Here is a 24,807-nt window from a genome sequence, read left to right as displayed (position 1 = left end):
CATCGGATGCCTTCCTTGCGCATCGACGGTGCTTTGCTTTTCGGCCCCCTAACAATTACAGCCGAGGTCGCAATTCGTCGATGAACCTAAAGTATCATCATTTTTGTTCACATGCAATAAAAAAGTTCCAATCGTTTAGGGATTCAATCAAATTTCACGAATGCATAAGATAGCACAGCCTCTCCCTTGGTCGCGCTTGAGCCTGGAAGGCGGCTTATCTGAGGTGTTTTACCAGCTAAAAGTCATGTTTTTCTCATTTGGCCATGTTTAATGCACTCTTATTGGCTCCATAATCTACTTTGTCAATTAGTAGAGCGTGCATCATTCGGCCTCTTCTGCCCTCATCTTTTTTCAGTTCAAACCCTCATTTTTCGTAGTGCAGATGAACAATTTTACTTCAAGGCGTATACTGCACCTGAGAAACCGAGTCGCCCTTGCGAGTCGCTCGGCCACCCCACACGCTCGCCTTCGGAAGGAGACGCACCATGGCAACTCCCCGCCCCGCTGATCGAATCCTCGTTACCTCTGCCTTGTTTACCGGTGCCGACGACGAGCCCGCGCCCGGAGCCGTGGCCATCGGGGGCGACCGCGTTTTGTGGGCCGGCCCTCTTGAAGTCCTGCCCGAGCATCTGCGCGGCACCGATACCGAAGTCGTCGACTACGGAAACGCTCTCGTGATGCCGGGCTTCCACGACGCCCATCTTCATTACTTCCACTCCGCGCTGTACCTCTCCCCTCTGGCTGAGCGCTTCGTGGGCGAGAACGAGGCCGACGCGGTAGCGCGCCTGGCGCCCTTGGCCGCACGGCGACCGGCCGGCTCGTGGCTGCTCACCCAGGGCTGGCGCGACTACTTGTGGAACCCGGCCGGCATGCCGAGCCGCGCGTCACTTGACGCTGTCTACCCCGACCGACCCGTGGCCATGTACTCCGGCGACGCCCACACCCTGTGGCTGAATAGCTGCGCGCTGGAACGCTTGGGCATCACGGAGGAAAGCGAGCCGCCCGCAGGCGGGAGCTACGACAAAGACACTGACGGGCACCTTACGGGCATTGTGCGCGAGGCGGCAGCCATGGAGCTCATGCCGCGCATCGTGGCGGAATTCTCGCGCGAGGAGCTGCTGGACGCCTACCGCTCCTTCGAGCGTTATCTGAACGAGCACGGCATCACGGGCGTGTGCGACGTGTCGCTCATGGCGATGCCGGGCCTCGATTTCGTGCGCGACGACCTGTTCGGCGCCTTGGAAGAGGCCAGCGAGCTCACCGTGCGCGTGTCCATGTTCCCCACGCTTTTGGAAGACCGCAGCCGTCTGGCCGCCCTGCAGGCCGCCCACACGGGCCCGCTCCTTTCGGCTCAGGGCTTCAAGCAGTTCTTCGACGGCGTTTCCAGCCAGCACACCGCCTGGGTTCACGACCCCTACACCAACGCTCGCTTCGAGGGCGACTGCGGGCGCCCCACCGTGGCGGCTGAGGTGATGGAGGCGCTGGTGGCCCCGGCGGCGGCCGAGGGCTCGCCCGTGCGCATCCACGCCATCGGCGACGAGGCCATCCACCGCTGCCTCGATATCTTCGAAGCCCACCCGGTGGCCTCCCCCGCCCATCACACCATCGAGCATTTGGAGAACTTCCAGCCCGACGACATCGCGCGCATCGCGCGGGCGGACGTCATCGCCAGCGTGCAGCCACGCCACATCACCCTGGATCCCGGCGGCCCGGAGCGTGATTTGGGCCCCGAGCGCGTCCCTTATATGTGGCCCTTCCGCACCCTGCTCGATTCCGGCGCCACGCTGGCCTTCGGCACCGACTCCCCCGTTACCGACATCGACCCCATCGACGCCGTCTACACCGCTGTCACTCGCCGCGATGCCGACACCCACGAACCGCTTGGAGGCTGGCTGCCCGAGGAGCGCATCACCCTGGCCGAGGCCCTGCGCGCCTACACCGCCGGCAGCGCCGCCGCCGCCCAGCGCGAGGGCGAGCTAGGGCAGCTGGCCCCGGGCATGTTCGCCGATATCGTCGTGCTGGACCCGAACCCCTTCGAGCTGGCCCCCGAGGACATCCAGCAAGCAAAGGTGCAAGCCACCTACGTCGCCGGCAAGAAGGTGTACGAGCGATGAGATTGGGCCTCTTTAGGCTAAAATGCGCCGATTCCGTATTTTAGCCTAGGCCATCGCCCTCAAGCACTTTCGAAAGCTGCCAGAGCTCTTCCATCTCCTCCATGGAGAGGTCTTCCACGCGACGCCCCTGGCCGGCGGCCGCACCTTCCATGAAGGCCCAACGAGCGCGGAACTTGCCGCAAGTGGCGCGCAGGGCCTCCTCAGCCTGGACGCCCATCTTGCGGGCCACGTTCACCAGGGAAAACAGCACGTCTCCCATCTCCAGCTCCACCGCTGCGACAGCCGCAGGGTCGGCCGCGGCATCCACCTTGCCGTTCGCGGACTTCGGCGCGGCGGCGTAGGCGGCCTTAAGCTCGGCGACCTCCTCGTCCACCTTGACCCACACGTCGTCCACCGTTTCCCACTCGAAACCGGCCGAGGCCGCCTTCCGCGAGATCTTCTGCGCCTGCTTCAACGCCGGGAAGCTCTTCGGCACGCCGTCGAGCAGCCCCTGGGGCACGTCGGCCGCGGCATCGGCGGACTCCTTCTCGGCCATCTTTATCTGATCCCACACGTCCAGCACCTCGTTGGCGTCGCCGGCCACCACGTCACCGAACACATGGGGATGTCGCCGCACGATCTTCGCGTTCACGTCGCGGCACACGTCGTCGATGGTGAACTCGCCGGCATCCGCGGCAATTTGCGACTGCAGCACCACCTGAAGCAGCACGTCGCCGAGCTCCTCGCGCATATGCGCCACGTCATCGGCCTCGATGGCGTCCACGGCCTCATAGGCCTCTTCCACCATGTTGCCGGAGATGCTCTTGTGGGTCTGCTCCTTGTCCCAGGGGCACCCGTCCGGCGAGCGCAGCGCCTCGATGGTGGCCACGAACTCGTTGAAGGCCGGGTGCTCGGTCGGCTGCACCTCGGCTACCAGCTTCTCAGTCACAGTGTTGCTCCCTTCGATTGCGGTTTTCCGCAGCATTATAGCGCTCCTGCTTTCGTGCACCCCTCCGACGTCTTCGAGCAACGCCTTTCCGCCCTTTTTCGCGGTTTCCCAAGAAGCTCGACCGGCCTCATCCGAGCTATTTCGTCATCAAATCCCCATTTCGGAGCCTTAAAAGCGCACATTTTTCTGCAAAAACGCGACATTAGCGGGAAAAGGGGTGTACAACCTGCGGTTTTCTATTATGATCGTGTAGCTAAAAACGGAGAAACGCTGGTACCGAAGCCTTCTGGTACCAGCGTTCTTCGAGTGAAGGCCCTGTTAGAAGGGCACCGACTAGAGAAAGAGAAGTGATATGCCCGCACCTACCATGACCCCTGAGCAGCGCGCCGCCGCCCTCGAGAAGGCTCGCGTCGTTCGCGCCAAGCGCTCCGAGATCACCAACAAGCTCGCCATGGGTCTCACCACCCCGGCCGAGGTTCTCGATCAGATCGACGACCCGATCATCGGCCGCATGAAGGTCAAGGCTTTCGTGAACGCCCTGCCCGGCTTCGGCAAGGTGAAGACCGAGAAGCTCATGGAGGAGCTGGGCATTCCGGCCGAGCGTCGTCTGCAGGGCCTCGGCTCCAACCAGATGGCCGCTCTGAAGGCCGCCCTTTCCTAAGTCTCAACCGAGGCAATCTTGCAAGCGCCCGCCTATAATAGACGGGCGCTTTTGTTTTGGAAGGAACCGGCATGCCCCTTATCTATGTAGACACATTGGAAGACCCACGGCTCGATGCGTTCGCGCGGCTGACCGAGGCTCAGCTGCGCAGTAAGCTGGAGCCGGAGCGTGCGCTGTTCATCGCCGAGTCGCAGAAGGTGATCGAACGGGCCTTCGAGGGCGGCATGGAACCGATCTCACTGCTCATGGAAGAGAAGTGGCTACCCTCTATGGCTCCGCTCATCGAGCGCATGGAGGCGCGCCGGCAAGCACGGGCACGTGAGCTCGAAACGACGCAAACAGGGGCGCAAGGCGCTGCACCTGCACCGACCGGCGAACCCGAAACGCCCCTCGCGCAGTTGCCCTCCGGCCCCGACAGCCTGCCCGTGTTCGTGGCACCCCACGACGAGCTTGCGCGCCTAACGGGCTTCGAGCTAACGCGCGGCGCCTTGGGTGCTTTCCGCCGCTCCGCCCTGCCCACCGTGGCCGACGTGCTGCGCGACGCGCGTCTGGTGGCCGTCCTCGAAGATATCACGAACCACACCAACGTCGGGGCTATCTTCCGCAGCGCGGCGGCCCTCGGAGTAGATGCCGTGCTCGTAAGTCCCGCCTGTTACGACCCGCTATACCGACGGGCCGTGCGCGTGTCTATGGGTGCCGTCTTCCAGGTGCCTTGGACGCGCATTGGCGATGAGGACGTGCCGAACCGTCCCGGCTGCGGCACCTGGAGCGAGCAGGGCATCGCCGAGCTGCACGAGCACGGCTTCACCTGCGCCGCCATGGCGCTCTCCGACGACTCGGTGACCCCCGACGAGCTGAATGCGCTGCTGGCCGAGCGCGAGGCCGCAACCGGCACTCCGGCGAAGCTGGCGCTGCTGTTCGGCACCGAAGGCGAGGGGCTCTCCCCCGCCACCATCGCTCGCTGCGACTGCACCGTGCGCATCCCCATGGCCCATGGCGTCGATTCCCTGAACGTCGCCGCCTCCAGCGCCGTGGCCTTCTACGCCTTCCGCCGTTTGAGCCAGCTGGGGAGGAGACCGCAGTGAGTTCCTTCGACTTCGGTCTTGCGACCTCCGCCCAGGATGGCACCGGAAAGAAGAACGAGAGCGCCGCTCAGAACGAGGCGGGGCCAAGTAGCCATACGAGCATGACGGGTCCGCGGAAGGCCCCTCGAAGCGTCAAGATCGCGACCTGGGCCGTACGGCTTTGCTTCGCCTTCGTATTCGTCGTGAACGTGCAGTGCGCGTTGGGCTTCGCGTTCGCGCCCGAGGTTTACATGGGCGCTTACGAGCTTTCCGGGGTGCCAGGCCGCGTGGGCATCCAGGGCATCGGCATCGCCTTCCTCATGTGGAACTGCACCTACCCGCTGGTCATTTGGCGCCCAGAACGCCATCGGGCCTTAGCCGGCGTCGTTCTGATCCAGCAGATCGTAGGCCTGGCCGGTGAGTCCGCCATTCGCGCCACCCTGCCCACCGGCCACGACCTCCTCGCCAGCAGCATCGATCTGTTCATCACCTTCGACGCTGTGGGCCTGCTTCTGATGGGCGCCTCGTGGGGCATCCTTCTCCTGCTCGAAAAGCACGCCAGACAATCCGATGGCCAAAATGGAGGCAAAATTTCGAGTTGTTAGGTGTTCCGCGAGGCGCCTTTGCCTATAAGTCCGCAATGTCTGAAGCATATGTATTGCTATTCATTATTTTTTATCATATTTAGAGAAATTGGTCTTCTGGAGAAGCCAGTAGGGCAAGAGCCAACACCTAACAACTCGAAATTTCGCATCCGCTCGCTCGAATTTCCTGTCCCGAAAACGGGAAAGGATCGCGCGGGGCGATCCTTTCCAGGAGAGAGAAGGGGTTCTCGGGTTTGCTTAGTTCGCCGACACGGCGGCACGAGAGCGCGTCCGCGCCGGCAACCGCCGCTGATTGGCGGCTGGGCCTACTTCATCAGCTCAGCGACAGCCTGGGCGAAGGCGAGCGGGTTGTCGGGCAGAATGCCCTCCACGAGGAGTGCCTGGTCGAACAGAAGGCCCGCGTAGGTGCGCACCTTTTCGTCGTCGCCGGCCTCATGAGCCGCTTGCAGCGTGGCGAACACCGGGTGCTTGGCGTTCACTTCCAGCACCAGGTGCATCTCGGGCAACTCGTCAGTGCCCGGCTGGCTCTTCAGCACCTGCACCATGGCCAGCGACATGCCGCCCTCGCTCGTGACCACGGCCGGCGCATCGGTGAGGCGGGTGGAAACGACGACGCGCTCCACCTTGCCGTCAAGCGCCTCCTGCATAATGCCGAACAGCTCGGCATTGGACTCGGTGGCCTCCTCGGCCTCCTTCTTCTCCTCATCGGTGGTAAGGCCCAGGTCCTCGGAGCCCACGTTCTTGATGAAGTAGGGCTGCTTGTTCTCCTCGTCGCCGTCCACCGCGTGCTCGCCGTAGGTGCCCATGGCCATCATGCAGAACTCGTCCACGTCCTGGTCGCACAGCAGCACGTCGTAGCCCTTGGCCAAAACCGTGGTCACGAGCGGCATGGCGGCCAGGCGCTCCAGCGAGTCGCCCGCGGCGTAGAAGATGGAGTCGGCACCGGCGGGAGCCGCGGCCAGATACTCGTCCAGGGTGATCATCTTCTGCTCCTTGGCGGAGTAGAACAGAAGCAGGTCGGCAAGCGTGTCCTTCGCCATGCCGTAGCTCTGGTAGATACCGAACTTCAGCGTACGGCCGAACTGCTTGAAGAACTCCTCGTAGGCCTCACGATCGTCGTCGCGCATATTCGCCAAGTCGGCCTTGATCTTCTTCTCGAGGCGCCGGGCGATGGCGCGCAGCTGACCGTTGTGCTGCAGCGTCTCGCGGGAGATGTTCAGCGTGAGGTCGGAGGAATCAACCACGCCGCGCACGAAGCCGAAGTAGTCGGGCAGAAGCTCCTCGCACTTGTCCATGATGAGCACGTTGGAGGAGTACAGGGCGAGCCCGCGCTTGTAGTCCTTCGAGTACATGTCCCACGGCGCGCGGCTCGGCACGAACATGAGCGCGTCATAGTTGAGCGACCCTTCCGCGTGCACGGAGATAGTGCGGGCCGGGTTTTCGAAGTCGTGGAAGTCGGTCTTGTAGAACTCGTCGTACTCCTCCTGGGAGACCTCGGACTTCTTGCGCTTCCAGATGGGGACCATGGAGTTGATGGTCTCCACCTCGGTGTAGCTCTCCCACTGCGGCGCGGCCGGCTGGTCGCCCTCGGCCGGCTCGGGGGCCTCCACCTTGCGGCTCTTCGTCACTTCCATCTTGATAGGATAGCGCACGTAGTTGCTGTAGCGCTTGATGAGCTGCGTGAGCCCGTGCTCGCTGGCGAAGGTGCCGAAGGACTCGTCGGCGGTGTCGTCCTTCAGGTACACGATGACGTCGGTGCCATGCTCGGCGCGCTCGGCCGGCTTGATGTCGTAGCCGTCGATGCCGTCGGACTCCCAGGCCCAGGCCTCATCCGAGCCGATGGCGCGGGAGACGACGCGCACCTTCTTGCCCACCATGAAGGCGGAATAGAAGCCGACGCCGAACTGGCCGATGATGTCCACATCGGTGAGGTCGTCGAGTCCCTTCGCCTCGCCGGGCTCGCTTTCAGCAGCAGCCTCGGCCTGGGCGGCCTTGAATTCGAAAGAGTCGGAATGGGCGATGGTGCCGAGGTTCTTGTCCAGCTCGTCTTTGGTCATGCCGATGCCGTTGTCGGACACCGTGACCGTGCGTTCGTCGGCGGAAAAGCCCACCGTGATGGCCAAGTCGTCGCGGCCCACGGCCACAGACGGATCGGTAAGGCTGCGGAAGTACAACTTGTCCACCGCGTCCGACGCATTGGAGATAAGCTCGCGTAGGAAGATCTCGCGATTGGTGTAGATGGAATTGATCATGAGGTCGAGCAGTTTCTTGCTCTCTGTCTTGAACTTGCGCATAGGTTCTTGTCCTTCTTTCCTTGGGGCGGAAGACGCATAACGTTCCTAGTGTAGGTCGCGCGCCGGCAGTCATCTCGCGGTGCATTCGGTCTGTACGGCAGTCGTTGACCGGCGGCGACAAAGGCGTTAGCAGTCTCCCTTATCGAGTGCTAACACCACATTCTACGCAGAAGGAAACCTAAGTCAATACCTATCAAGTTTTCTTTAAGTTTGGACGAGGGAAGCCTCTCAAAATGAGGTTTCAATTTTGAGAGGAAAGACAAGGGAGCATCCTATCAAAATTGAAACCTCATTTTGATAGTGACGTTCGCCTCCTACAAGCGCTTCGAGCAAACAGGGGAGATCACCTTCCGCTCCCTGTGCAACATCGCTATCAGTTCCCCCTAAATCCGGGCCACCAAGTCCTCGGGCGACGGGAGCACACTGGCGTAGGCCGCAGGCAGCTCGTCGCCTAAACGGTACTCGCTCACGCCAATGGGCGCGCCCCCCGACCAGCTCAATTTTTGCACACAGTGTGTGCAAAAATTGCTTCGTCGATTACAGCCCCCTCCGCCCTAAAGCTGAACCTCACCGTAGTCGAGGCTGTGCTCTTCGCGCATGACGTTAAGCCACGCATCCGGGGACACCGCCGGAACCGTTGAGCGTGCGAATCCCTTGGCGTCGCGAGTGATGAGATAGTCGGCCCCCACCCTCTCGGCAGCAAGGGCAATCAGGCAATCCTCGAAGTCGTCCCAGCCGAGACGCGCCGCTCTCTCAAGGGAGGCGCCCGTAAGATCTACCGGCTCAATCACTGTGAGAGCTTTCAGGATCGCCGCCTGCAGCCGCGCCGAATCAACATAGCGGCTCAGGACGTAGAAGGCATCGACGACAGACTGGGAAGGAACCCACAGCCGAGCATCACCAAAGAATCCGGCGATGACTACTTTCTGAGCTGAGAGGAAAAACGGCTCCTTGCGGCCCAGGTAGTCGATGAGCACATTGGTATCAAGCAAGAGATTCATAGCGCCCTCGCTTTCCGTCCCTCACGAGGGAGCGATAATCGCCATCGGGCGCCTCTCCCCTCCAATCGACATCGAGTGTCGAAGCGGCCAGAAAGGCATCCAACTCCTCCCGACTCGGCCGAGAAGCAGGAGCAGTCGTCGGCAGCTCCCGTCTCTCGAGAAGATAGTCGAAGGCACTGTTGATAAGATCGGACGTGTTCGCCCCCAGAGAGGCCAGCACGCCCTTCGAAGCATCTTTCTTCGCCTGCGGAACCCGCGCACTCACAAGAACACTTTCTGCCATAACAACCTCCCATCGAATATGTTATACGTATAACATATTCGATGGGAGATGGTCAAGGGCATAGGGGATCTAATCGCAAGCTCCCTAAGGCCCAGCATCTAGCGCTCGCGGTCGATGAGGTCGATGAGCTCCTGGCGAGAGTGGACGTCGGCTTTCACGTAGATATGGCGAATGTGGGACTTCGCCGTGTTGAAGGAGATGGTGAGGTTCTGGGCGATGTAGTCGATGGAGCGGCCGCGCACGAGAAGATCGAACACGTCGCGCTCCCGGGGCGAGAGCCCGTAGCGCTCGGCCACCGCATCGCAGCGCATCCGGTAGTGACCTGGCCGACGCTCTCCCAGCGCAACATCGCCCGGGCCGCTATCGGGAAGAGCAACGCCAGCCCCGCCGGCTCCTCTAGGCTCTACCGCATCATCTCCGTCGCCTTCGCCGCCATCCGCCGCGTCGCTGCAATTGTGAGCCGTCCCACATCCGACGGAGCCCACTCCTTCTGCAGACACCCCCTCGGCAGACGCCCCCAGTGTTGACAGGCCCTCAGCCGCCATTCCGGCCGCCCTACCCGACGGGCGCTCCTCCGGACGCAACGCGTCGCCGATCAGGCGGTCGTTCAGCACCAGCATGGAGACTACCAGGAGCGCGAAGACCATGGCCACCGAGATAACCTCCAAGGACAAGCTGCCGTCGCCCTGGCTGCGCACAATTTCCAAACCCGCCAGCCAACCGAAGGTCGTCCCCAAAGCCGAGGCCCCGCGGCCCAAGCCGAACACCAATATCGGGGAAAGCCGCGACGAGTAGGCCACATAGGCCAGCAGACACCAGATCACCAGCACGAAGCAGTTGTAGGCCACCGTAATGAACTGGCTGCCGAAACCCGTTCCGCCCAAGAGGGGCGTCACGAGAATGCCGGCTGCCACGGCAATGATGATGGGATAGTACAGGCGGCTCACATCGAACTGGCGGCGCAGCAGTCCCACCACCACGAACAGCACCCCGGCCACTACCGCGGTGCTGAAGATGATGAGCGCGCCGTCGGCGTTCAGCGAGCTGATGGAGGAATGGGGCACGGAAAACCCGCGCGAGACGCCCACCACGACGGAGAAGACCGCCACGGCCACGAGCAGCCTCACGAAGAACCTTCGCAGGGGAACCGGGCCCTCGGGGCGTCCGCCCTCGCCCTCATCCGACCATTCGGGATTAGTCAGCGTGGAGACCACGGCCAGAACGGGAAGAAGGGCCGTGAACACCATGCCCACCGGATCAGGCAGCCCTACGGCCATGAAGTAGATCATGGCGGCGAACACGAAGGACGCCGCCGTGTACATGGCAGCCTCGCGCGCCGGCGCCTTCGAGTAGACGACGCCGAACCTCAGCACGATGACCGACGTGCCCGCGCCGGTCAGTGCAGCGCTCACGATAAGGTAGAGGTTCGCATCGGCGCCCAGGCTGGACGATGCGTAGGTGCCCACCGTGGCCGCGCCCACCACCACCGCCACCGCAATGAGGAGCAGGTTGCTGCCCACGAGCCGCCGCGTGAGAGGACGCACGAGCGAGAGCAGGACGAGGGCGACGCCCAGGGCAAGCGTCGAGACCAGATAGGTGAGGGAAATGGTGTCAGGGGGCAAGTCGGAGGCGGCGGAGGGGAACACGAGCACGTTGCTGTTGTACGACACCCAGATCCACGCGTAGTAAAAGCCGAAGCCCACCAGCTTAAGGGCGGGCCACTGCTCCTCTATGGTCATGCCGAGGCGGGTCGGCGCCAACTCGCTGTTGGACGCGAACGCCTCCTGATTATCACCGAACCGCTTGAGCATGCGCTTCCCCCATAATCGGCGGCCCGCCGTCCCCAAGGCCGCACTGTCAACTGAAGAACGGGCGTCGCCGTCCCATTCGTTCCACGGCTCATATCGTATACCCTCGGCTATTGGCACAACATTCCCCCTGTTCGAATTCTCACGGCGGCTGAATCGGCTCCCTCCGCCCCTCTCCTAGCCCTCAGCGCCCACGGCATCCTCATCGGCCTCTTGCGCCGCCGAGGCGACGGGCAGCCCGGCCTTCTCCGTGCGTGCCAAGAGCGGGAAGCTGATGGCATGGGCCGGGCAGGCGTCCCTGCACTCGCCGCACTTGGTGCACTCCGCCAGGGAAACCGACGCTTCGGGATGATGCAGGTCAATCCCCTCGGGGCACACGTCGGCGCACCGCGAGCAGCTGGCGCCCGAGCAATGCAGGCAGGACTCGGCGGCCACCGTCGGACGGAACGTGCGGTTCAACCGCGCCATGAGGCCCAGCAGGGCGCCCAGGGGGCAGAAGCGGTGGCACCATTTTCGCAAGAGCACGATCTCCGCCACGAGGATGACGGGGAACACCACGAGCGACAGCGTCGCCTCGCTGAACTGGAGCAGGCGCCAAAGGGCGATGAAGGTGGCCACGGAAAGGCCCACGGGGCAGATGAGGCAGAACACCGGGAACCCGAAGGCGGCCGTGGTGAGCACCGTGGCCCCGAGCACCCAGTTGCGCGAGTCGTTGGCCCCGTCGCGCTCGGCCGGCGTCGGCTTGTCGGCCTTCCGCTCCTTGATGCCGAAGACCCGGCGCAGCAAGGGCACGGGACAGCCCCAAGCGCAGAAGGCACGACCCGCCAGGGCCACGAGAACCGCAACGATGACCAGGCCGATCAGCAGCGGCGGCACGATGGTGCGCGAGGCGATGGCAGCCTCAACGGCCCCCAACGGGCAGATGGCGGCGATGTCGCCAATGCCCCAGGCCGACGGCGTTCCCGTGCCCGTATGCACGGCGAGTCCCACGCCGACCAGGCCCAAAAGGCCGACGGCGGCTATAGTGCGCTTCGTCTTCAACTTCATGGGCCTACACCCCCATCTCGCTGCCGTCTTCCACCACCGTGCGCCCGAGCTGGCCGGCTGCCTCGGGAGGCACCACCACGATGCCCCGCCGCGTACCGCCGGCAAAGGTCCCGTACACGAGCGCCGTGCACTCGAACTCGCACTGGCCGCAGCCGTTGCACGCGTCGCCGTCCACCACCGGATGGCCGTCGACGAAGGCCAGCGCGTCGAAGGCGCAGGAGTCCTCGCAGACCGTGCAGCCCTGGAAATAGGACAGGCAGCGGTCCTTCTGCACCACCGCCACGCCCAGCTTCTCGGCCGTCTCGTCGAAGGATCTCAGCGCGCCGGTGGGGCACACCTCGATGCACTTGCCGCAAAAATCGCAGTAGCCCTTGTGGAAGTCGAGCACCGGCGTGCGCGCCCGCAGAAAGCCGTCGCCCACCGAGGCCACGGCCACTGCTCCCGTGGGGCAAGCGCTGCGGCAGCGATCGCACTTGAGGCAGGCGGCCGCAAGGGCGCGCTCGTCCTGGCCGCCCGGCGGACGCAACAGCTCGCCCTCCCCCGCAAAGGCCACGCCGGCCCCGCCCACGCCCGCGCCCACGGCGCAGACCGCTGCCAGGCCGACGAAGCTGCGGCGCGTCATGGCGGTCATGACGCCACCGCGCCTTCCGCGGCGGATGGAGTGCCCTCGCAGGCGCCATCCCAGGCCGGGCGAATCTCATCCACTGCGGCACCGAGGGAGAGCGCCGCGGCGACCTCGTCGAAGAAGGCCGCCTCCGACTCCACGTACCCGCGCGTCATCTGGGCGACGCCGCGGTAGAAATCGGTCTCGGCGAACTCGTCCACGGCCTCGCACAGAGCCGGCAGCCAGTTCTGCTGATGGTGCACGAAGAAGCTGCGGGCCAGCGACACCGCGTCCGCCAGCGACACCGCGTCCGCCAGCGACACCGCGTCATCCCCGTCAAGGGCCTCGTTCGCGCGGTCCGCGAGGACTGCGGCGAACTGCAGCTCGAAGCCGAGATGGTCTTCGGGGGTCGTGTTGTCGGCAGGCAGATCGAGGCCGCCCCGCCGGTAGTAGGTCACCGCGCCGTCGCGGGCATCCTGCATGAGGATGCGCTCCTCGCTCGTGAACACCGACTCGTAGGGCGGCGCCAGAATGCGGTCGTAGCTGCCGGCGCCGAGGAACACGCGCGCGTAGTCGACGGCCAGCTCCTGGCGGGTGCCGCCGTGGCGATGGCGAAGATACTCCTTGATGGCGCGCAGCCCCTCGTCGATGGCCGTGCCATCGCCGGCAATCTCGATATGGGCGAATGCCTCGATCTGCTCGTCGGTGAGCTCGTACAGGTACAAGCTGGCAAGGAATCGGCAGAAGGCGGCGCGCGTCTCATTGGCCTCGCGCATTTCCTGGATGGCAGCCCCGTCGAGGGCGATGCGGTTGGTCTGGTCCATAGGGCAACTCCTTGGGAAGGGCCGCCCGGCCGGGAGGGGAAGACCGGGCGGCGGGAACAGTGAGGCTAGATGCTCACACCGAACAGCGACATCAGCGCGATGGACGCGGTCCACATGAGCACGCGGTAGGCGACCGCCCCGATGAACGCGCCGACGACGGCCACGATGGCCAAAGACAGCGCGCCCTCGGTCTTCTTCATGCCGGCCACGCCGCAGGCCGCGGGCACAACGCCGCCGCAGACAACGACGCCGACCCAGAACAAGATCGCGGAGTCCCCGCCCACGATGCCGGCCAGAAGGCCGTAGGCCAGGGAGGTCACCAACGCCGCGGCCGCGCCGACGAGCGTCTCGGTGGCCGCGAAGGACAGGGCAGCGCCCTCTTCCCTACGGGCGGCGCACAGGAGGTACCACAGGGCCGTGCCCGCAGCGAGCGCCGTGCCCAGGTAGCCCAAGGGCAGCGCAACAGTGTTCCAGGCCAGCTGCGAGGACATCATGTAGGAGGAACCGCACGCATAACTGAAGACGGCGGCCATGGCCACGGCGACGACACCGAGGCCCTTGAGCACCCCTTCGGAGGCGCCGCGCCGATACAGCACGAGGAACGCGACGGCAACCACGACGTCGATGCCGAGGAGCACGGCCTCCAGGAAAATGCCCGGAGCCGGGTGCGCCAGCACGGCCATGATGCGATCGACGTGGGACAGATGGGTCGCCGAGGCGATGCCGCCCACGATGATGAGGACGATGCCCGTGACGACCGCCGGCACAACCGTTTTCTTGGCCAGGCCCTTAAAGGCGTCGAGGCCGGCGCAGGCGACAAGCCACGCCCCCGCCCCCGACAGGGCGGTGAACAGAACGAGGGACCATTGAATTTCCATGGGTGCTCCTTACTCGGCCACCGGGTAGGCAGCCGTATGCGGATGATCGGCCGGCGCGATGCGATCCTGCCATTGGCCGATCATGCTCGTCATGATGTAACGGGTCGCAGGGTGGTTGCCCACGTCCTGCAGGGTGTGGATGTCGCCTTCGGAATACTTGGCCAGCTCCTTGGAGGCGTCGGAGTCAGGGTCGTCCAAATCGCCATAGAAGCGGGCGCCGGCCGCGCAGCTCTTCACGCAGGCAGGCAGCTTGTCCTGGGAGGTGAGATGCCCGCACAGCGTGCACTTCTCGGCGCACTTCTCAGCCGCGTTCCACGAGCGCACGCCGTAGGGGCAGGCCATCATGCAGTACTTGCAGCCGATGCACTTCTCCTTGTCCACCAACACGACGTTGTTCCCGTCGCGGTAGCTGGCGCCCGTGGGGCACACCGACACGCACGGGGCGTTCTCGCACTGCTGGCACATGGTCGGCAGCGCGTAGCGGGTCATGTCGGGATACTCCCCCACCGGGCCCACGGTGAACACCTTCGACCAGCGCTCGCCCAAGGCGACGCCATTCTCCATCTTGCATGCCACCTCGCACCCGAAGCATCCGGTGCAGCGGTCCAGGTTCACAACAATGCAATTACGCGCCATAGTCAAACACATCCTCGGTCTTGTCGCTGGGAGCGGGCATCCAGGGCTGGAACTGCTCGGGTTCGATCCACACGCTCTTCAGGATCTCGTCGTCGCTCGGACTTACCTTCACCTGGAAGCCGCGCAGGGTGTAGGTGCCGTACTCGGGGTTGTAGGGCGGGTCGTTCTTGGTGAGCACGTTGATGTTCATCACCTTGTAGGCCTGGGCCGGGTCGTCGGAATCCAGCAGCTCGGGAGCCCAGAAGCGTTCCTGGTACACGACGCCCTTGGCGATGGCGGTGGTGACGCGGGCCTTGCCGTGGGTCTTGCCGCGGCGGCTCTCGATGTTCACCCACTGGCCGTCGGCGATGCCGTACTTCTCGGCGTCCTCGGGGTGGATCCACATCTCCGGCACCGGGTAGATCTCGCGCAGATAGGGAATGTTGCGCAGGGTGCCGTGGTGGTACATGGGCAGTCGGCCCTCGGTGAGCACGAGCGGGTACTCGGTGTCGGTCAGGGGCGACTCGGCCGGCTCCACGTAGTAGCACAGAGGCTCGTAGTCGGCGCTGGCCGGCGGCAGCACGAGCGGCGCCTCCTCGGCGCACTGGGACCACGGGGCACCGGTGCGGCCCAAGATGATGTTGGACTCGCAGTACACTTCCAGCTTCTTCGACGGCGTGCCGAAGCCCTTGGGCTTGCCGGGATTCTCCTCGTCGTCGGCGAGGTAGGTCTGGTAGGTGCGGTACTCCTCGGGCGTGGCCCACTCGATGACGCCCTTCTCGCAGGCCTCGTCCCAGGTCATATCCAGCTTGTTCAGATGCTGCAGCTGCTTTTCGTACTCGTTCTTGTAGAACGGCGTGGTCATGCAGGCCACCTCGTCGAAGGCCTTGGGGCAGTGGGTGTTGCCGAGCTCGGCGCACTTCTGCACGATCTGGGTCCAGATGATGCCCTCTTCCACGGTCTCGAACAAGTGCGTGACCGCCTGGCGCATGACGATGGTGTTCAGCTGCGGAATGGTGAGGTTCGTCTCCAGCCACTCGGTGGTGGGCAGAAGCAGGTCGGCGCAGAGCACCGAGAACGCCGTCGGGTACATGAAGCACTGCACGATGTAGTCGAGGTTCGGCACGATCTCATCGAGGCAGGAGGAGTTGCCGAGCACCACGTGCTTGTTGCCGGAGCGCTCGATCCACATGTGGATCTGGTAGGGGTCGCCGTCCTTCATGGCCTTGAACACCGAGGGGATGTGCGCCATGTCCCAGCACAAGATGCCCTTGTGCTCGATGGTGCCGCAGCGCTTCATGACCTTCTCCTTGGAGAGCAGGCGGGGCGTGTTGCCCAGCTGGTCCTTGCAGGGGGCCGGCGCGAACTTCTGCAGCATGGTGCCGGGCTTCTCCACATTGCCCATGAGGAACTCGAGGTTCAGGGCACCCAGGGCGCACTGCTGGGACTGCACATACTGGTCGATGCACACGCCCTGCATGATGCCGGACTGGCCATTCGGGTCGGTGTAGATCTCAAGGGCGCGCTCGATCTGCTCGGGATCGAGCCAGCAGATCTCAGCGCCCTTCTCAAGCGTCCACTCCTCGCAGGACTCCTTCAGAAGCTGGCCGCCCGTGGCGCACTGCATGCCGTTGACTTCGTAGGTGCCGAACAGCGCCGGGGAGAGTCCCTCGTTCATGGGGAACTCCACGACCACCGGGGCGTTCTTCTCGGGATCCCATACCACGTAGTCGGCATCGGTGCCGGGCAGGCCCGCCTCGGTCGCCTTCAGCGTGAGGCGCGTCTCGGGGTTGATGAGGTAGGGCATGTTCGTCCAGGTGCGGCAGAATTCCGCATCGTACTTCTCGTTCTCGAGGATCCAGCGGGTCCAGGTGAGCAAGAGGGCCGCATCGGTGCCGGGGCGGATGGGCAGCCACACCTCGGCCTTGGCGGCGTCCAGGGTGTAGCGGGGGTCGATGACCACGGTGCGCAGGCCCTCCGGGCGATTGCGCAGCTCGGCCAGGGCGCGGCCGCCGGTGGCCACCGAGGAGTTGGACGGGTCGGTGCCCCAGAGCACGAGCGAGGTCACCGGGCTGTCGGTGTAGTAGTAGTCCCAGCCGTTGGAGTCGGAGAACGACAGGTTGTTGGGCTTGCCGGCGCCGTAGGCCAGAAGCGAGGCGCCCATGCGGGGCAGGTAGCACTGCGAGCAGCCCGGCTCCCACACGTTGGGGGTGTTGATGGCCTCGCCGAAGCGCTTCACGTTCGAGAAGTGCGGGTTTCCGCCGCCGCCCGTGGAAACGGAGATGGCCTCGGAGCCGTACTTGTCGGACACTTCGTTGATCTTGGTCGCGACCTCGGTGAGCGCCTCCTCCCACGAGATGCGCTCCCACTGGTTGCTTCCGCGCTCGCCCACGCGGCGCATGGGGTACTTGTTGCGGTTCGGGTGATAGAGCGCCTGGATGCCGGCGAGGCCCTTGGCACACACGCCGCCCTGGGACATGGGGCTTTCCGGATTCCCCTCGATCTTCACGACGCGGCCGTCCCGCACATGGGCCAGCACCGCGCAGCTGGCGATGCACGCGCGGCAGGACGTCTTGATGATCTTCACGTCCGACGCCTCGTCGGCATGGGCCGGATCAACTGCCGTGAGGCTGTCGGCCGCACTGATGCCCAGTGCCGTCACCGCTCCCATGGCCGCCGTGGATTTCAGGAATCCGCGACGCGTCATAGTGGCTCGACTCATAAGCCTTCTCCTTCTTTCCTCTTGATTGGCTTGCATGTCCCTGGAACAGGTGGCGTGGCGGCGCTAGGCCAGCAGTGCGCGCATGCGCTGGCCCGCTTCCGTCGTGCGCCAGGCACCGTCCCATGAGATACCGTCTACGGTCTCCAGCTTGGAGATGAAATAGCCGGGATAGATCTGCTTGGGGAAGCTCAGGGCCGGATGTCCCGCCAGGGCCTCCTCTATGGCGGCCTTGGAGGCCCCCGTCTCGCAGAGGGCGAGCACGCGCCCGTAGGCATCGCCGTAGCCGTCGGGCTCGGCGGCCAGAAGCTCGCTGAAACGCTTGGCGGGCTCGAACTCATCCAGGGCCGCGCGGCCCGCCTCAGTGGTATGCAGCAGATAGTCCACGGGCTGATCGGGAAGTTCGGCGGCGGGGGAATCAGCCACCGCGACGTCTGCGCCGCCATCGGCGCCCGCGGCATCGGCAGCGTCGGCGCTCCCGGCGCCGTCGGAGGGCAGGCTGCCAGCATGGGCGCCTTGCTCTTCAGACACCTCGATGGCCTCCACCGCCCCGCACTTCAACAGCATGGCGTAGAGCGCATGGGGCGTCTGCGTGGTGAGGGCCATGGCCCGCGACCCCGCAAGCGCGTCTTCCGCCTCGCGGAAGGGCCTCTCCTCCAAGGTCTCGCGCAGGCAGCCGAGCAGCGCCAAGGTGTTCGCGCGATTGGCCAGAAGGGCCTTGCGCACCGCTTCGTAGTTCTCCATCGTCTCTCCTCGCTCTCTTCGGCGATGGGAGCACTCTACCGAGAAGGGGCGTGGGGCCGAAACGTCCGCAATTGATGAAAAACCTGGAGCTCGTTGGTGAAATAGCTCCAAGAAGGGCCATCACCCATGGTTGGTGATGGCCCTATGAGATGCCCGTTCAGACGGAAAATTGTGGGTGAGGTTATCGCCGGGAACCTACTTCTCCAAAAGGTCGATGGCCTCCACCAGGGAGCGCATGATGTTGCGGCGGGACAGGGCGCCGACGAGCTTGCCGTTCTCCACCACCGGCACCTTCTTGATGCGCTTGGCGGCGAACAGGGCGCACACCTCGTCCACCGGCGTCGTGGCCTCTACGGAGATCACGCGGCGGGTGGCCACGGCCATGACGTTGAGGCCCATGAGCTCGCGCAGGCGCGTGGCGGCGTCCTCGTCGTCGATGTAGCGGTAGCCATTCAGCAGCGTGGAATCGACGAGCGCGATCTCGGTCTTGCCGAGGTAGCTCGCCACGTCGCCGTCGGACACGAAGCCCACCAAGTCGCCAGTGCCGTTCACCACGGGAAGCCCGCTCGTCTGGTTGGCGTCCATAAGGCGGATGACCTCGGCCATGGTAGCGGTGTCGGCCGCGCACACCGGCTCGCGGTTCATCACGTCGGCTGCCGTGTAGGTGCGCTCAGCATCCCATGACTCACCCAGGGTGCCGTCCACGGTCACGCCGTCGAAACCGGCCGCGTAGTCCACGGGCTCCGCACCGCGCTCGGCCGCCGTCACGGCCGCAGCGCCGGGCATCTTCGCCTTGTCGCGCACAAAGAACAGAATGACGAGCGCCGCTACGCCCATCAAAATGAAGGTGGTCATGAAGGCCATGTGATCGCCGAGGTAGGCCTGCTCGAGCGGGGCGGCGTCGGGAGCCACGGAAGGCGCCAGCGCCGAGATGGACACCAGCACCGCCGTGCCAAGGGAGGCCGCCACCTGGTTCAACGTATTTGACACACCCTGAGCGTGCTGGATGACGCTGTTGTCGAGCGAGTTCACGCCCCAGGTGTTCAGCGGCGTCATAGTGAACTGCAGGCCCACCACGAGCACCGTATAGGTGATCGTCAGGTTGATGAAGCTGCTGTCGATGCCCAGCCGCGCCAAGCCCGACGCCCCCAGCACCGCCACGATAACGCCAGGAATCACCACGCGGCGCACGCCGAAACGGTCGAACAGACGCCCCGACACAAGACCCATGAACGCGCCGATAAGCGCGCCCGGCAGCATGGCCACGCCCGACATAGTTGCGGAGAATCCAAGCACGCCCTGAATGTAGAGCGGCGTGATGACGCCCGTGCCCATAAGCGCCGCCTGCACGATGACGATAATGACGACCGCTGTGGCGTACTTGCGCGTACGCAGAATGCCCACCTGCAGCATAGGCTCGGGCAATGTCAGCTGGCGCCGCACGTACAGGGCGCACAGCACCAACCCCGCCGCGATGAGCCCCGCAGTGACCGCCATGTTATCGGAGGAGGCGAAGGTAGACAGCCCATACAGCACGCAGACGAGCCCTACCGTGGACAGAACCACCGAAAGCTTGTCAAAGGGGGCGCGCGCGAAGTTGCCGTAGTTTCTCAGCACCACCACAGCCAGCACGATCACCACTACCGACAGCACGGTCACGATAGCGAACAGCGCCCGCCAGCCCACCGAATCCACCAAAAGGCCCGCCACCGAAGGGCCCACGGCCGGAGCAAAGCCAATGATGAGCCCGATGACGCCCATGGCCGTGCCGCGCTTCTCGCGGGGGAACACGAGCAGGATCACCGTGAACACCATGGGCATGGACATGCCGGTGCAGGCGGCCTGCAGCACGCGACCGAGCAGCAGCACCCAGAAGCTCGGCGCCACAGCTGCCGCCAAGCTGCCCGCCGTGAACAGCGCGAAAGCCGAGATGAACAGCTGGCGCGTGGAGAAGCGCCCGATAAGATAAGCCGAAAGCGGAATGACGACCGCTTCCACCAGCGAATAGCCGCTCGTCAGCCACTGCACCGTGGTGGCGTCCACTTGCAAGTCGCCCATGATGGCCGGCAGTGCCGGCGACAACAACGTCTGGTTCAGCACGGCCAAAAGCACGCCCACCAGAAGCACGCCCACCATCACCAGTTCTTTTCTTCCAACACCCAATGCCATTCCGCATCTACCTCGCTCTCGCATCTCGTCCGTGAAAAAAGTGAATGTTCTGATGCTATGGGTTCAGCGGAAAAAGAAAAGAGGCCGCTCGGTAAGCGGCGAGGAGGCTCCTGCCATCTTTGCAATACTGCAAAGATGGCTAATCCCCCAATTCGCGCAGCATATCGAGAAGCTCTTGGCGGCGATGAATGTCCAATTTGGTGTAAATATGCTTAGCGTGAGTACGCACAGTATTCTCGCTGATAACAAGCCGCTCGGCGATGGCCGCCATGGAGTTGCCGCGGGCGATGAGCTCCATCACCTCTGTCTCGCGCATGGAAAGACCGTGGCGTTCCTGCAGTACCAGGCACTGCTTGGAAAGCCGGTCGCGAATGGCACCGGCGTCCTCCGAAGCCGAAGGCCGACGTCGACGACGTTTGGCTGGCGTGGCCGGTTTATCGTCGGCAGTAGATCTTACGCGGGAATCGCCATCCTCCAAAGACTCCGCTGACGCTCTGCCCAGTTCCGCTCCTAAGCCGCAGTTCGCCTTTCGAGTATCCTCGCCAAAGACCGAGCCGCTTCCTCTCCCCACTGACACGGCGGGCACGGCGGCAAGAGAATAGAACTCGATGGGGTCGGCGGTTACGGTGCCTTTCGACACCATCGGCCTGAAAAGGGTTCCCGTAGAGACCAGGAGCGTGATCCCCAGTCCGCAGCTAGAGATAAGCGCCACGAAATACAACCACTGGGAGCCCGCGGGCACCGTCAATTCGCTCGCCCAGCCAAAAAGGAAGCCGACGCTTTGCAAAATATAGACGATAGCCCCAAAGAACCCGTAGATGAACACAGGATTGATACCACGATCGCGGGAGACCTGGGCGCACTGCATCATCATGAGCATCTGCACAAGGGAAAAGACCATGTAGGCGACCGCCGCGAAGGCGTTCAGATACACCAAGCCACAAAACGGCATGAGAAGAAATCCCAGCGTGAGCAGCGGATATACCACGCGGAACACAGAGATGAGGCCGAAGCGAAAGCTCATGCGGTGCCACAGGACTAAAAGCACCGCAGCCGCAATAAACGAACCAAGCATGGACGCGCTGTTGACAAGCGAGCTAATTTCCTCATGTAGCAGAGCGATTCCGCGAATGACGCCGGCTACCAGAGCAAGCGACCCCACGCATAAAGCACTGCGCCAATAGTCGGCCACCACTTGACGGTAGACGCGCGGGTGCTGACGCGGGACGTCCTCGAACATGGGCTGCTCGAAGTTCATCTCGCGCACCGAAAGTGCCACGCACAGACCGCACAGAGGCACGAAGATCAGGGGGACGAGAAAAGCCGTTAGCGCAATGGGCACTAAATACAGGGCAAGGTAGATGAAGGGAGCGATAGCCGTGCCCACAATAAGGCGGAAATTGCCGGTTCTCGCATCGAGGGAAGCAAAATACCGCTGCCAGAGCATGAACATGCCGGCGCACCCGATTCCGAGAAGCACCCCGCCAGCTCCCACAAATGCAATGGCAGCCGATGCCACGTACATGGCCGTAATCAGACAGGCCGACCCAAGGAATAGCAGGACAGCGGAAAGCGAGACGAGCATGCGCCGAGCACCGTAGGGAAAGAAATACGATCCCAGCATACTCGCCAGGAAGGCGCCGCCAAAAGCCACAGCCTGAGTCAAAAAGAACGTGAGAGTCACTTCCACCGTCTGAAACTCAAGGGGAAGAAACGGGAAGATGCCGCCCCATACCGAGGTGGCATTCACCGTGAGGAAACAAGCATAGCCCCAACTTGACGCATGGCCGATTGCGCTGGCACTCTCGGTCGCCATAGCTTGACCTCCTCTCTTATCTCGGTGGCACGCATGGTAGCATAGGAGGACGCGCCTGTTAGGCAAATGACCGCACTTCGGTATCACCCGAAAACGCGCGAACTGGGGCTTTGTCCTTAAATCACACTTGTCGTGTGATTCGGCACTTCCCCTTTTCCGGTACTTTTGAAAGCGGCGAGAAGGCAATTCAACTAGAGGAGGGACTATGACTGAAACCCAATCCACCCTGTCGCGCCGCACCTTCGTCAAAGGCTCGCTCGCGGGCCTGGCTGCCACGGGAGCCGCGGGTACCGCACTCTTCGGATGCGCACCCCAATCTGGCACCGGAGCCGGGGAGGAGCCCATGGCCGCCACCGGAGAGGAGACTGCGCCCGACGAGATCCACTGGAGTCAGTGCAACGTCAACTGCGGCGGCAACTGCGTCTTCCAGTGGCACTCCCGCGATGGCAAAGTGCTCTACATGGAGACCGATAACACAGGAGATACCGACTTGCAGGCCCGCGCCTGTCTACGCGGCCGCTCCATGCGACGCTGGCTCAACAGCCCCGACCGTCTGCTGTACCCCATGAAGCGTGCGGGCAAACGCGGCGAAGGAAAGTTCGAGCAGATTACCTGGGACGAGGCTATCGACACCATCGCCAGCGAGCTGAAACGCGTCATCGACACCTATGGCAATGAGGCCATCTACGTCAACTATGCCACAGGCATGTACTCGAAAACAGGCAACCCCACCGCCCGATTGCTCAACCTGCTCGGCGGCTACCTAAACCGTTCCTATGACTATTCGGCCCACATGATCGAGGCCGTCGCGCCCTACATGTACGGTACGTCGCTCGACGGCTCTTCTCTGACTGAGGCAACCGAGCATTCTGATCTCATCGTCATGTTCGGCAACAGCCCCGCCGAAACTCGCATGGGCGGTGCCAATGCCTCATGGGATTTCGCCCGCCTTCGCGAAGCCATTCAGAACCGCGGCGGCAAAATTATCTCTATCGACCCGCGCATGAACGAGACGGTCTCCGGCCACCCTGACGAATGGCTTCCCATTCGCCCTGGTACCGACGCGGCCCTCTGCGCGGCCATCGCTCATGAATGGATCGTCGAAGGCAAAGTGGACAAGGAATCCCTCGATACTTACTGCCTCGGCTACGACGAGGACACCATGCCCGAATCCGCCAAAGGTCAGAACAAATCCTACAAGGATTACATTATGGGCACTGGCTGGGACATGGTGGAGAAGACGCCCGAGTGGGCCGCCCCCATCACTCAGATTCCTGCCTCCAGCATCCGCGAACTAGCCAACACCATCGCTGCTGCTAAGGCACCCTTCATCACCCAGGGATGGGGCCCCCAGCGCCACACAAATGGCGAGGACGCCTGCCGCTCTATTTACATGCTGCCGCTCCTCCTAGGCAAGTGGGGACTTCCGGGCACCAACAACGGGGAGCGTGAATCCATGGCGCTCACAAGTCTCGTTCCCGGCTTGCCAGCAGGCGAAAACCCCGTCACGCTTTCCATTCCCGCTTATCAGTGGGTTAACGCCGTGGATCACGGCCATACCATGACCGCCACAAATTCCGGTCTTGTCGGAGGCGATGAACTTGGTACCGATATCAAGTTCATCTGGAACTACGCCGGCAACTGTCTGACCAACCAGCATGGCGATATCAACATGACCCATGAGATTCTCGTCGACGAATCGAAATGCGAGTTCATCCTCGTCTGGGACACGGTCATGACCGACTCGGCGAAATACGCTGACATTCTGCTGCCCGATGCCATGCGCTCAGAACAAATGAACCTGCAGACCCAGGGATACACCGAATGGTACGCGGGCGTAGTTCTGGGTACTCCCGCTCAAGAAGCACCCGGCGAGTGTCGCTCGAGCTATGACGTCATGGCCGACATTGCCGATAAGTTCGGCGTGCGTGATGCGTTCACCGAAGGCCGCACTCATGACGAATGGGTAAAGTTCCTCTATGAGCAGGGGGCCGAAGAAGATGGCTCCATGCCGACCTGGGAGGAAATGCTCGAGCAGGGCGTATACAAGCGACCCGTTGAACCCTACATCGCCTTCGAGGCGTTCCGCAACGATCCCTCCGCCAACCCACTGGGCACCCCCTCCGGAAAAATCGAGATCTTCTCCGAAGCGCTGGACGAGATGTCACGTACCTGGGATCTTGAAGAGGGCGAGGTAATTTACCCCATCCCCGTCTTCCAAGCAGGATTTCACGGATACGGTTCCGTCACCGAGGAATTCCCCCTCTACTGCTGCGGTTTCCATCACAAGAGCCGCACCCATTCATCGTTCGGCTTCATCCCCGAGCTTGAAGCCGTGGCCCGTCAGCAGCTGTGGGTAAACCCCGCTGATGCCGAGAGCCGCTCAATTGAAGACGGCGACCTGATTGCCGTGACAAGTCCGGTTGGCGAGATTCGCATCGAGGCGAAGGTGACGCCCCGCGTCATCCCCGGAACTGTAATGATTCCGCAGGGCGCCTGGCACAAGGCCAACATGAATGGCGACAAGGTGGACGAGGGCGGCTGCGTGAACACGCTCACGCAGTACAAACCAACGCCGATGGCCAAGGGCAACGGCACTCACTCCATGATCGTCCAGATTGCGAAGGCCTAAG

At 63.3% G+C, this 24,807-nt stretch carries 19 protein-coding genes; 5 read left to right on the top strand and 14 right to left on the bottom strand.

The annotated features are described in order from the left end of the window. Window positions 1-485: 485 nt before the first annotated feature. Window positions 486-2,114: an amidohydrolase gene (locus tag ACW4LP_RS00255; RefSeq protein ID WP_161127897.1), complete on the top strand. Its 1,629-nt coding sequence runs from the start codon at window positions 486-488 to the stop codon at window positions 2,112-2,114. Window positions 2,115-2,154: 40 nt separating this feature from the next. Here ACW4LP_RS00255 and mazG read toward each other — a convergent pair whose 3' ends face one another. Continuing rightward, a complete protein-coding gene (mazG, locus tag ACW4LP_RS00250) occupies window positions 2,155-3,042 on the bottom strand; it encodes a nucleoside triphosphate pyrophosphohydrolase (RefSeq protein ID WP_455803355.1) in 888 nt (295 codons plus the stop codon). Between the two features lie 352 nt (window positions 3,043-3,394). On the opposite strand from mazG, the gene mihF reads away from it, so the two are divergent. The 3 genes from mihF to ACW4LP_RS00235 all read left to right on the top strand — a co-directional run bounded on the left by mihF (window position 3,395) and on the right by ACW4LP_RS00235 (window position 5,372). Further along, complete coding sequence (gene mihF / locus ACW4LP_RS00245) at window positions 3,395-3,703, top strand: integration host factor, actinobacterial type (protein ID WP_022739229.1); 309 nt, start codon at window positions 3,395-3,397, stop codon at window positions 3,701-3,703. Between the two features lie 71 nt (window positions 3,704-3,774). Next, window positions 3,775-4,788, top strand: a complete 1,014-nt coding sequence (locus ACW4LP_RS00240; RefSeq protein ID WP_157012702.1) for a TrmH family RNA methyltransferase — start codon at window positions 3,775-3,777, stop codon at window positions 4,786-4,788. Further along, window positions 4,785-5,372: a hypothetical protein gene (locus ACW4LP_RS00235; RefSeq protein WP_237974468.1), complete on the top strand. Its 588-nt coding sequence runs from the start codon at window positions 4,785-4,787 to the stop codon at window positions 5,370-5,372. Before ACW4LP_RS00240 ends, ACW4LP_RS00235 begins: the two co-directional genes overlap by 4 nt. 305 nt (window positions 5,373-5,677) lie before the next feature. On the opposite strand, the gene htpG is transcribed toward ACW4LP_RS00235, so the two are convergent. The 13 genes from htpG to ACW4LP_RS00170 all read right to left on the bottom strand — a co-directional run bounded on the left by htpG (window position 5,678) and on the right by ACW4LP_RS00170 (window position 22,174). After that, on the bottom strand, window positions 5,678-7,666 hold the full coding sequence (gene htpG, locus ACW4LP_RS00230; RefSeq protein ID WP_157012703.1) for a molecular chaperone HtpG: 1,989 nt from the start codon (window positions 7,664-7,666) through the stop codon (window positions 5,678-5,680). A 554-nt stretch (window positions 7,667-8,220) separates the two neighbouring features. Further along, window positions 8,221-8,667, bottom strand: coding sequence for a type II toxin-antitoxin system VapC family toxin (locus ACW4LP_RS00225; protein WP_157012704.1), 447 nt, complete (start codon window positions 8,665-8,667; stop codon window positions 8,221-8,223). Further along, complete coding sequence (locus ACW4LP_RS00220; protein WP_157012705.1) at window positions 8,651-8,950, bottom strand: hypothetical protein; 300 nt, start codon at window positions 8,948-8,950, stop codon at window positions 8,651-8,653. The genes ACW4LP_RS00225 and ACW4LP_RS00220 overlap by 17 nt, the downstream gene beginning before the upstream one ends. A 98-nt stretch (window positions 8,951-9,048) precedes the next feature. Next, complete coding sequence (locus tag ACW4LP_RS00215) at window positions 9,049-10,761, bottom strand: helix-turn-helix transcriptional regulator (protein WP_237974467.1); 1,713 nt, start codon at window positions 10,759-10,761, stop codon at window positions 9,049-9,051. Between the two features lie 174 nt (window positions 10,762-10,935). Further along, the gene (locus ACW4LP_RS00210; RefSeq protein WP_022739216.1) at window positions 10,936-11,805 is read right to left on the bottom strand and encodes a 4Fe-4S binding protein; all 870 of its coding nucleotides are present in this window, start codon (window positions 11,803-11,805) and stop codon (window positions 10,936-10,938) included. Window positions 11,806-11,809: 4 nt separating this feature from the next. Then, window positions 11,810-12,436 (bottom strand): 4Fe-4S dicluster domain-containing protein, encoded by a 627-nt coding sequence (locus tag ACW4LP_RS00205; protein ID WP_022739212.1) that lies wholly within the window; start codon window positions 12,434-12,436, stop codon window positions 11,810-11,812. Further along, window positions 12,433-13,233 carry a TorD/DmsD family molecular chaperone gene (locus ACW4LP_RS00200; RefSeq protein WP_157012707.1) on the bottom strand — a complete coding sequence of 267 codons (801 nt, stop codon included), beginning with the start codon at window positions 13,231-13,233 and terminating at the stop codon, window positions 12,433-12,435. The genes ACW4LP_RS00205 and ACW4LP_RS00200 overlap by 4 nt, the downstream gene beginning before the upstream one ends. 65 nt (window positions 13,234-13,298) lie before the next feature. Next, window positions 13,299-14,111: a DmsC/YnfH family molybdoenzyme membrane anchor subunit gene (locus ACW4LP_RS00195; protein ID WP_022739206.1), complete on the bottom strand. Its 813-nt coding sequence runs from the start codon at window positions 14,109-14,111 to the stop codon at window positions 13,299-13,301. Between the two features lie 9 nt (window positions 14,112-14,120). Next, window positions 14,121-14,747 carry a 4Fe-4S dicluster domain-containing protein gene (locus ACW4LP_RS00190; protein ID WP_022739203.1) on the bottom strand — a complete coding sequence of 209 codons (627 nt, stop codon included), beginning with the start codon at window positions 14,745-14,747 and terminating at the stop codon, window positions 14,121-14,123. Further along, window positions 14,737-17,448, bottom strand: a complete 2,712-nt coding sequence (locus ACW4LP_RS00185; RefSeq protein ID WP_157012708.1) for a molybdopterin-containing oxidoreductase family protein — start codon at window positions 17,446-17,448, stop codon at window positions 14,737-14,739. Before ACW4LP_RS00185 ends, ACW4LP_RS00190 begins: the two co-directional genes overlap by 11 nt. Before the next feature lie 63 nt (window positions 17,449-17,511). Continuing rightward, window positions 17,512-18,189 carry a hypothetical protein gene (locus ACW4LP_RS00180; RefSeq protein WP_114548966.1) on the bottom strand — a complete coding sequence of 226 codons (678 nt, stop codon included), beginning with the start codon at window positions 18,187-18,189 and terminating at the stop codon, window positions 17,512-17,514. Window positions 18,190-18,384: 195 nt separating this feature from the next. Continuing rightward, window positions 18,385-20,358: an MDR family MFS transporter gene (locus tag ACW4LP_RS00175; RefSeq protein WP_455803354.1), complete on the bottom strand. Its 1,974-nt coding sequence runs from the start codon at window positions 20,356-20,358 to the stop codon at window positions 18,385-18,387. A gap of 139 nt (window positions 20,359-20,497) precedes the next feature. Beyond that, a complete protein-coding gene (locus ACW4LP_RS00170; protein ID WP_022739179.1) occupies window positions 20,498-22,174 on the bottom strand; it encodes a LuxR family transcriptional regulator in 1,677 nt (558 codons plus the stop codon). Window positions 22,175-22,379: 205 nt separating this feature from the next. Here ACW4LP_RS00170 and ACW4LP_RS00165 point away from each other — a divergent pair, with 205 nt between their 5' ends. Further along, window positions 22,380-24,806 (top strand): DMSO/selenate family reductase complex A subunit, encoded by a 2,427-nt coding sequence (locus tag ACW4LP_RS00165; RefSeq protein WP_302223595.1) that lies wholly within the window; start codon window positions 22,380-22,382, stop codon window positions 24,804-24,806. Window position 24,807 lies beyond the last annotated feature (1 nt).

The sequence above is a fragment of the Adlercreutzia sp. CNCM I-6215 genome (assembly GCF_977072315.1).
This window is presented reverse-complemented; position numbering and strand designations above follow the sequence as displayed.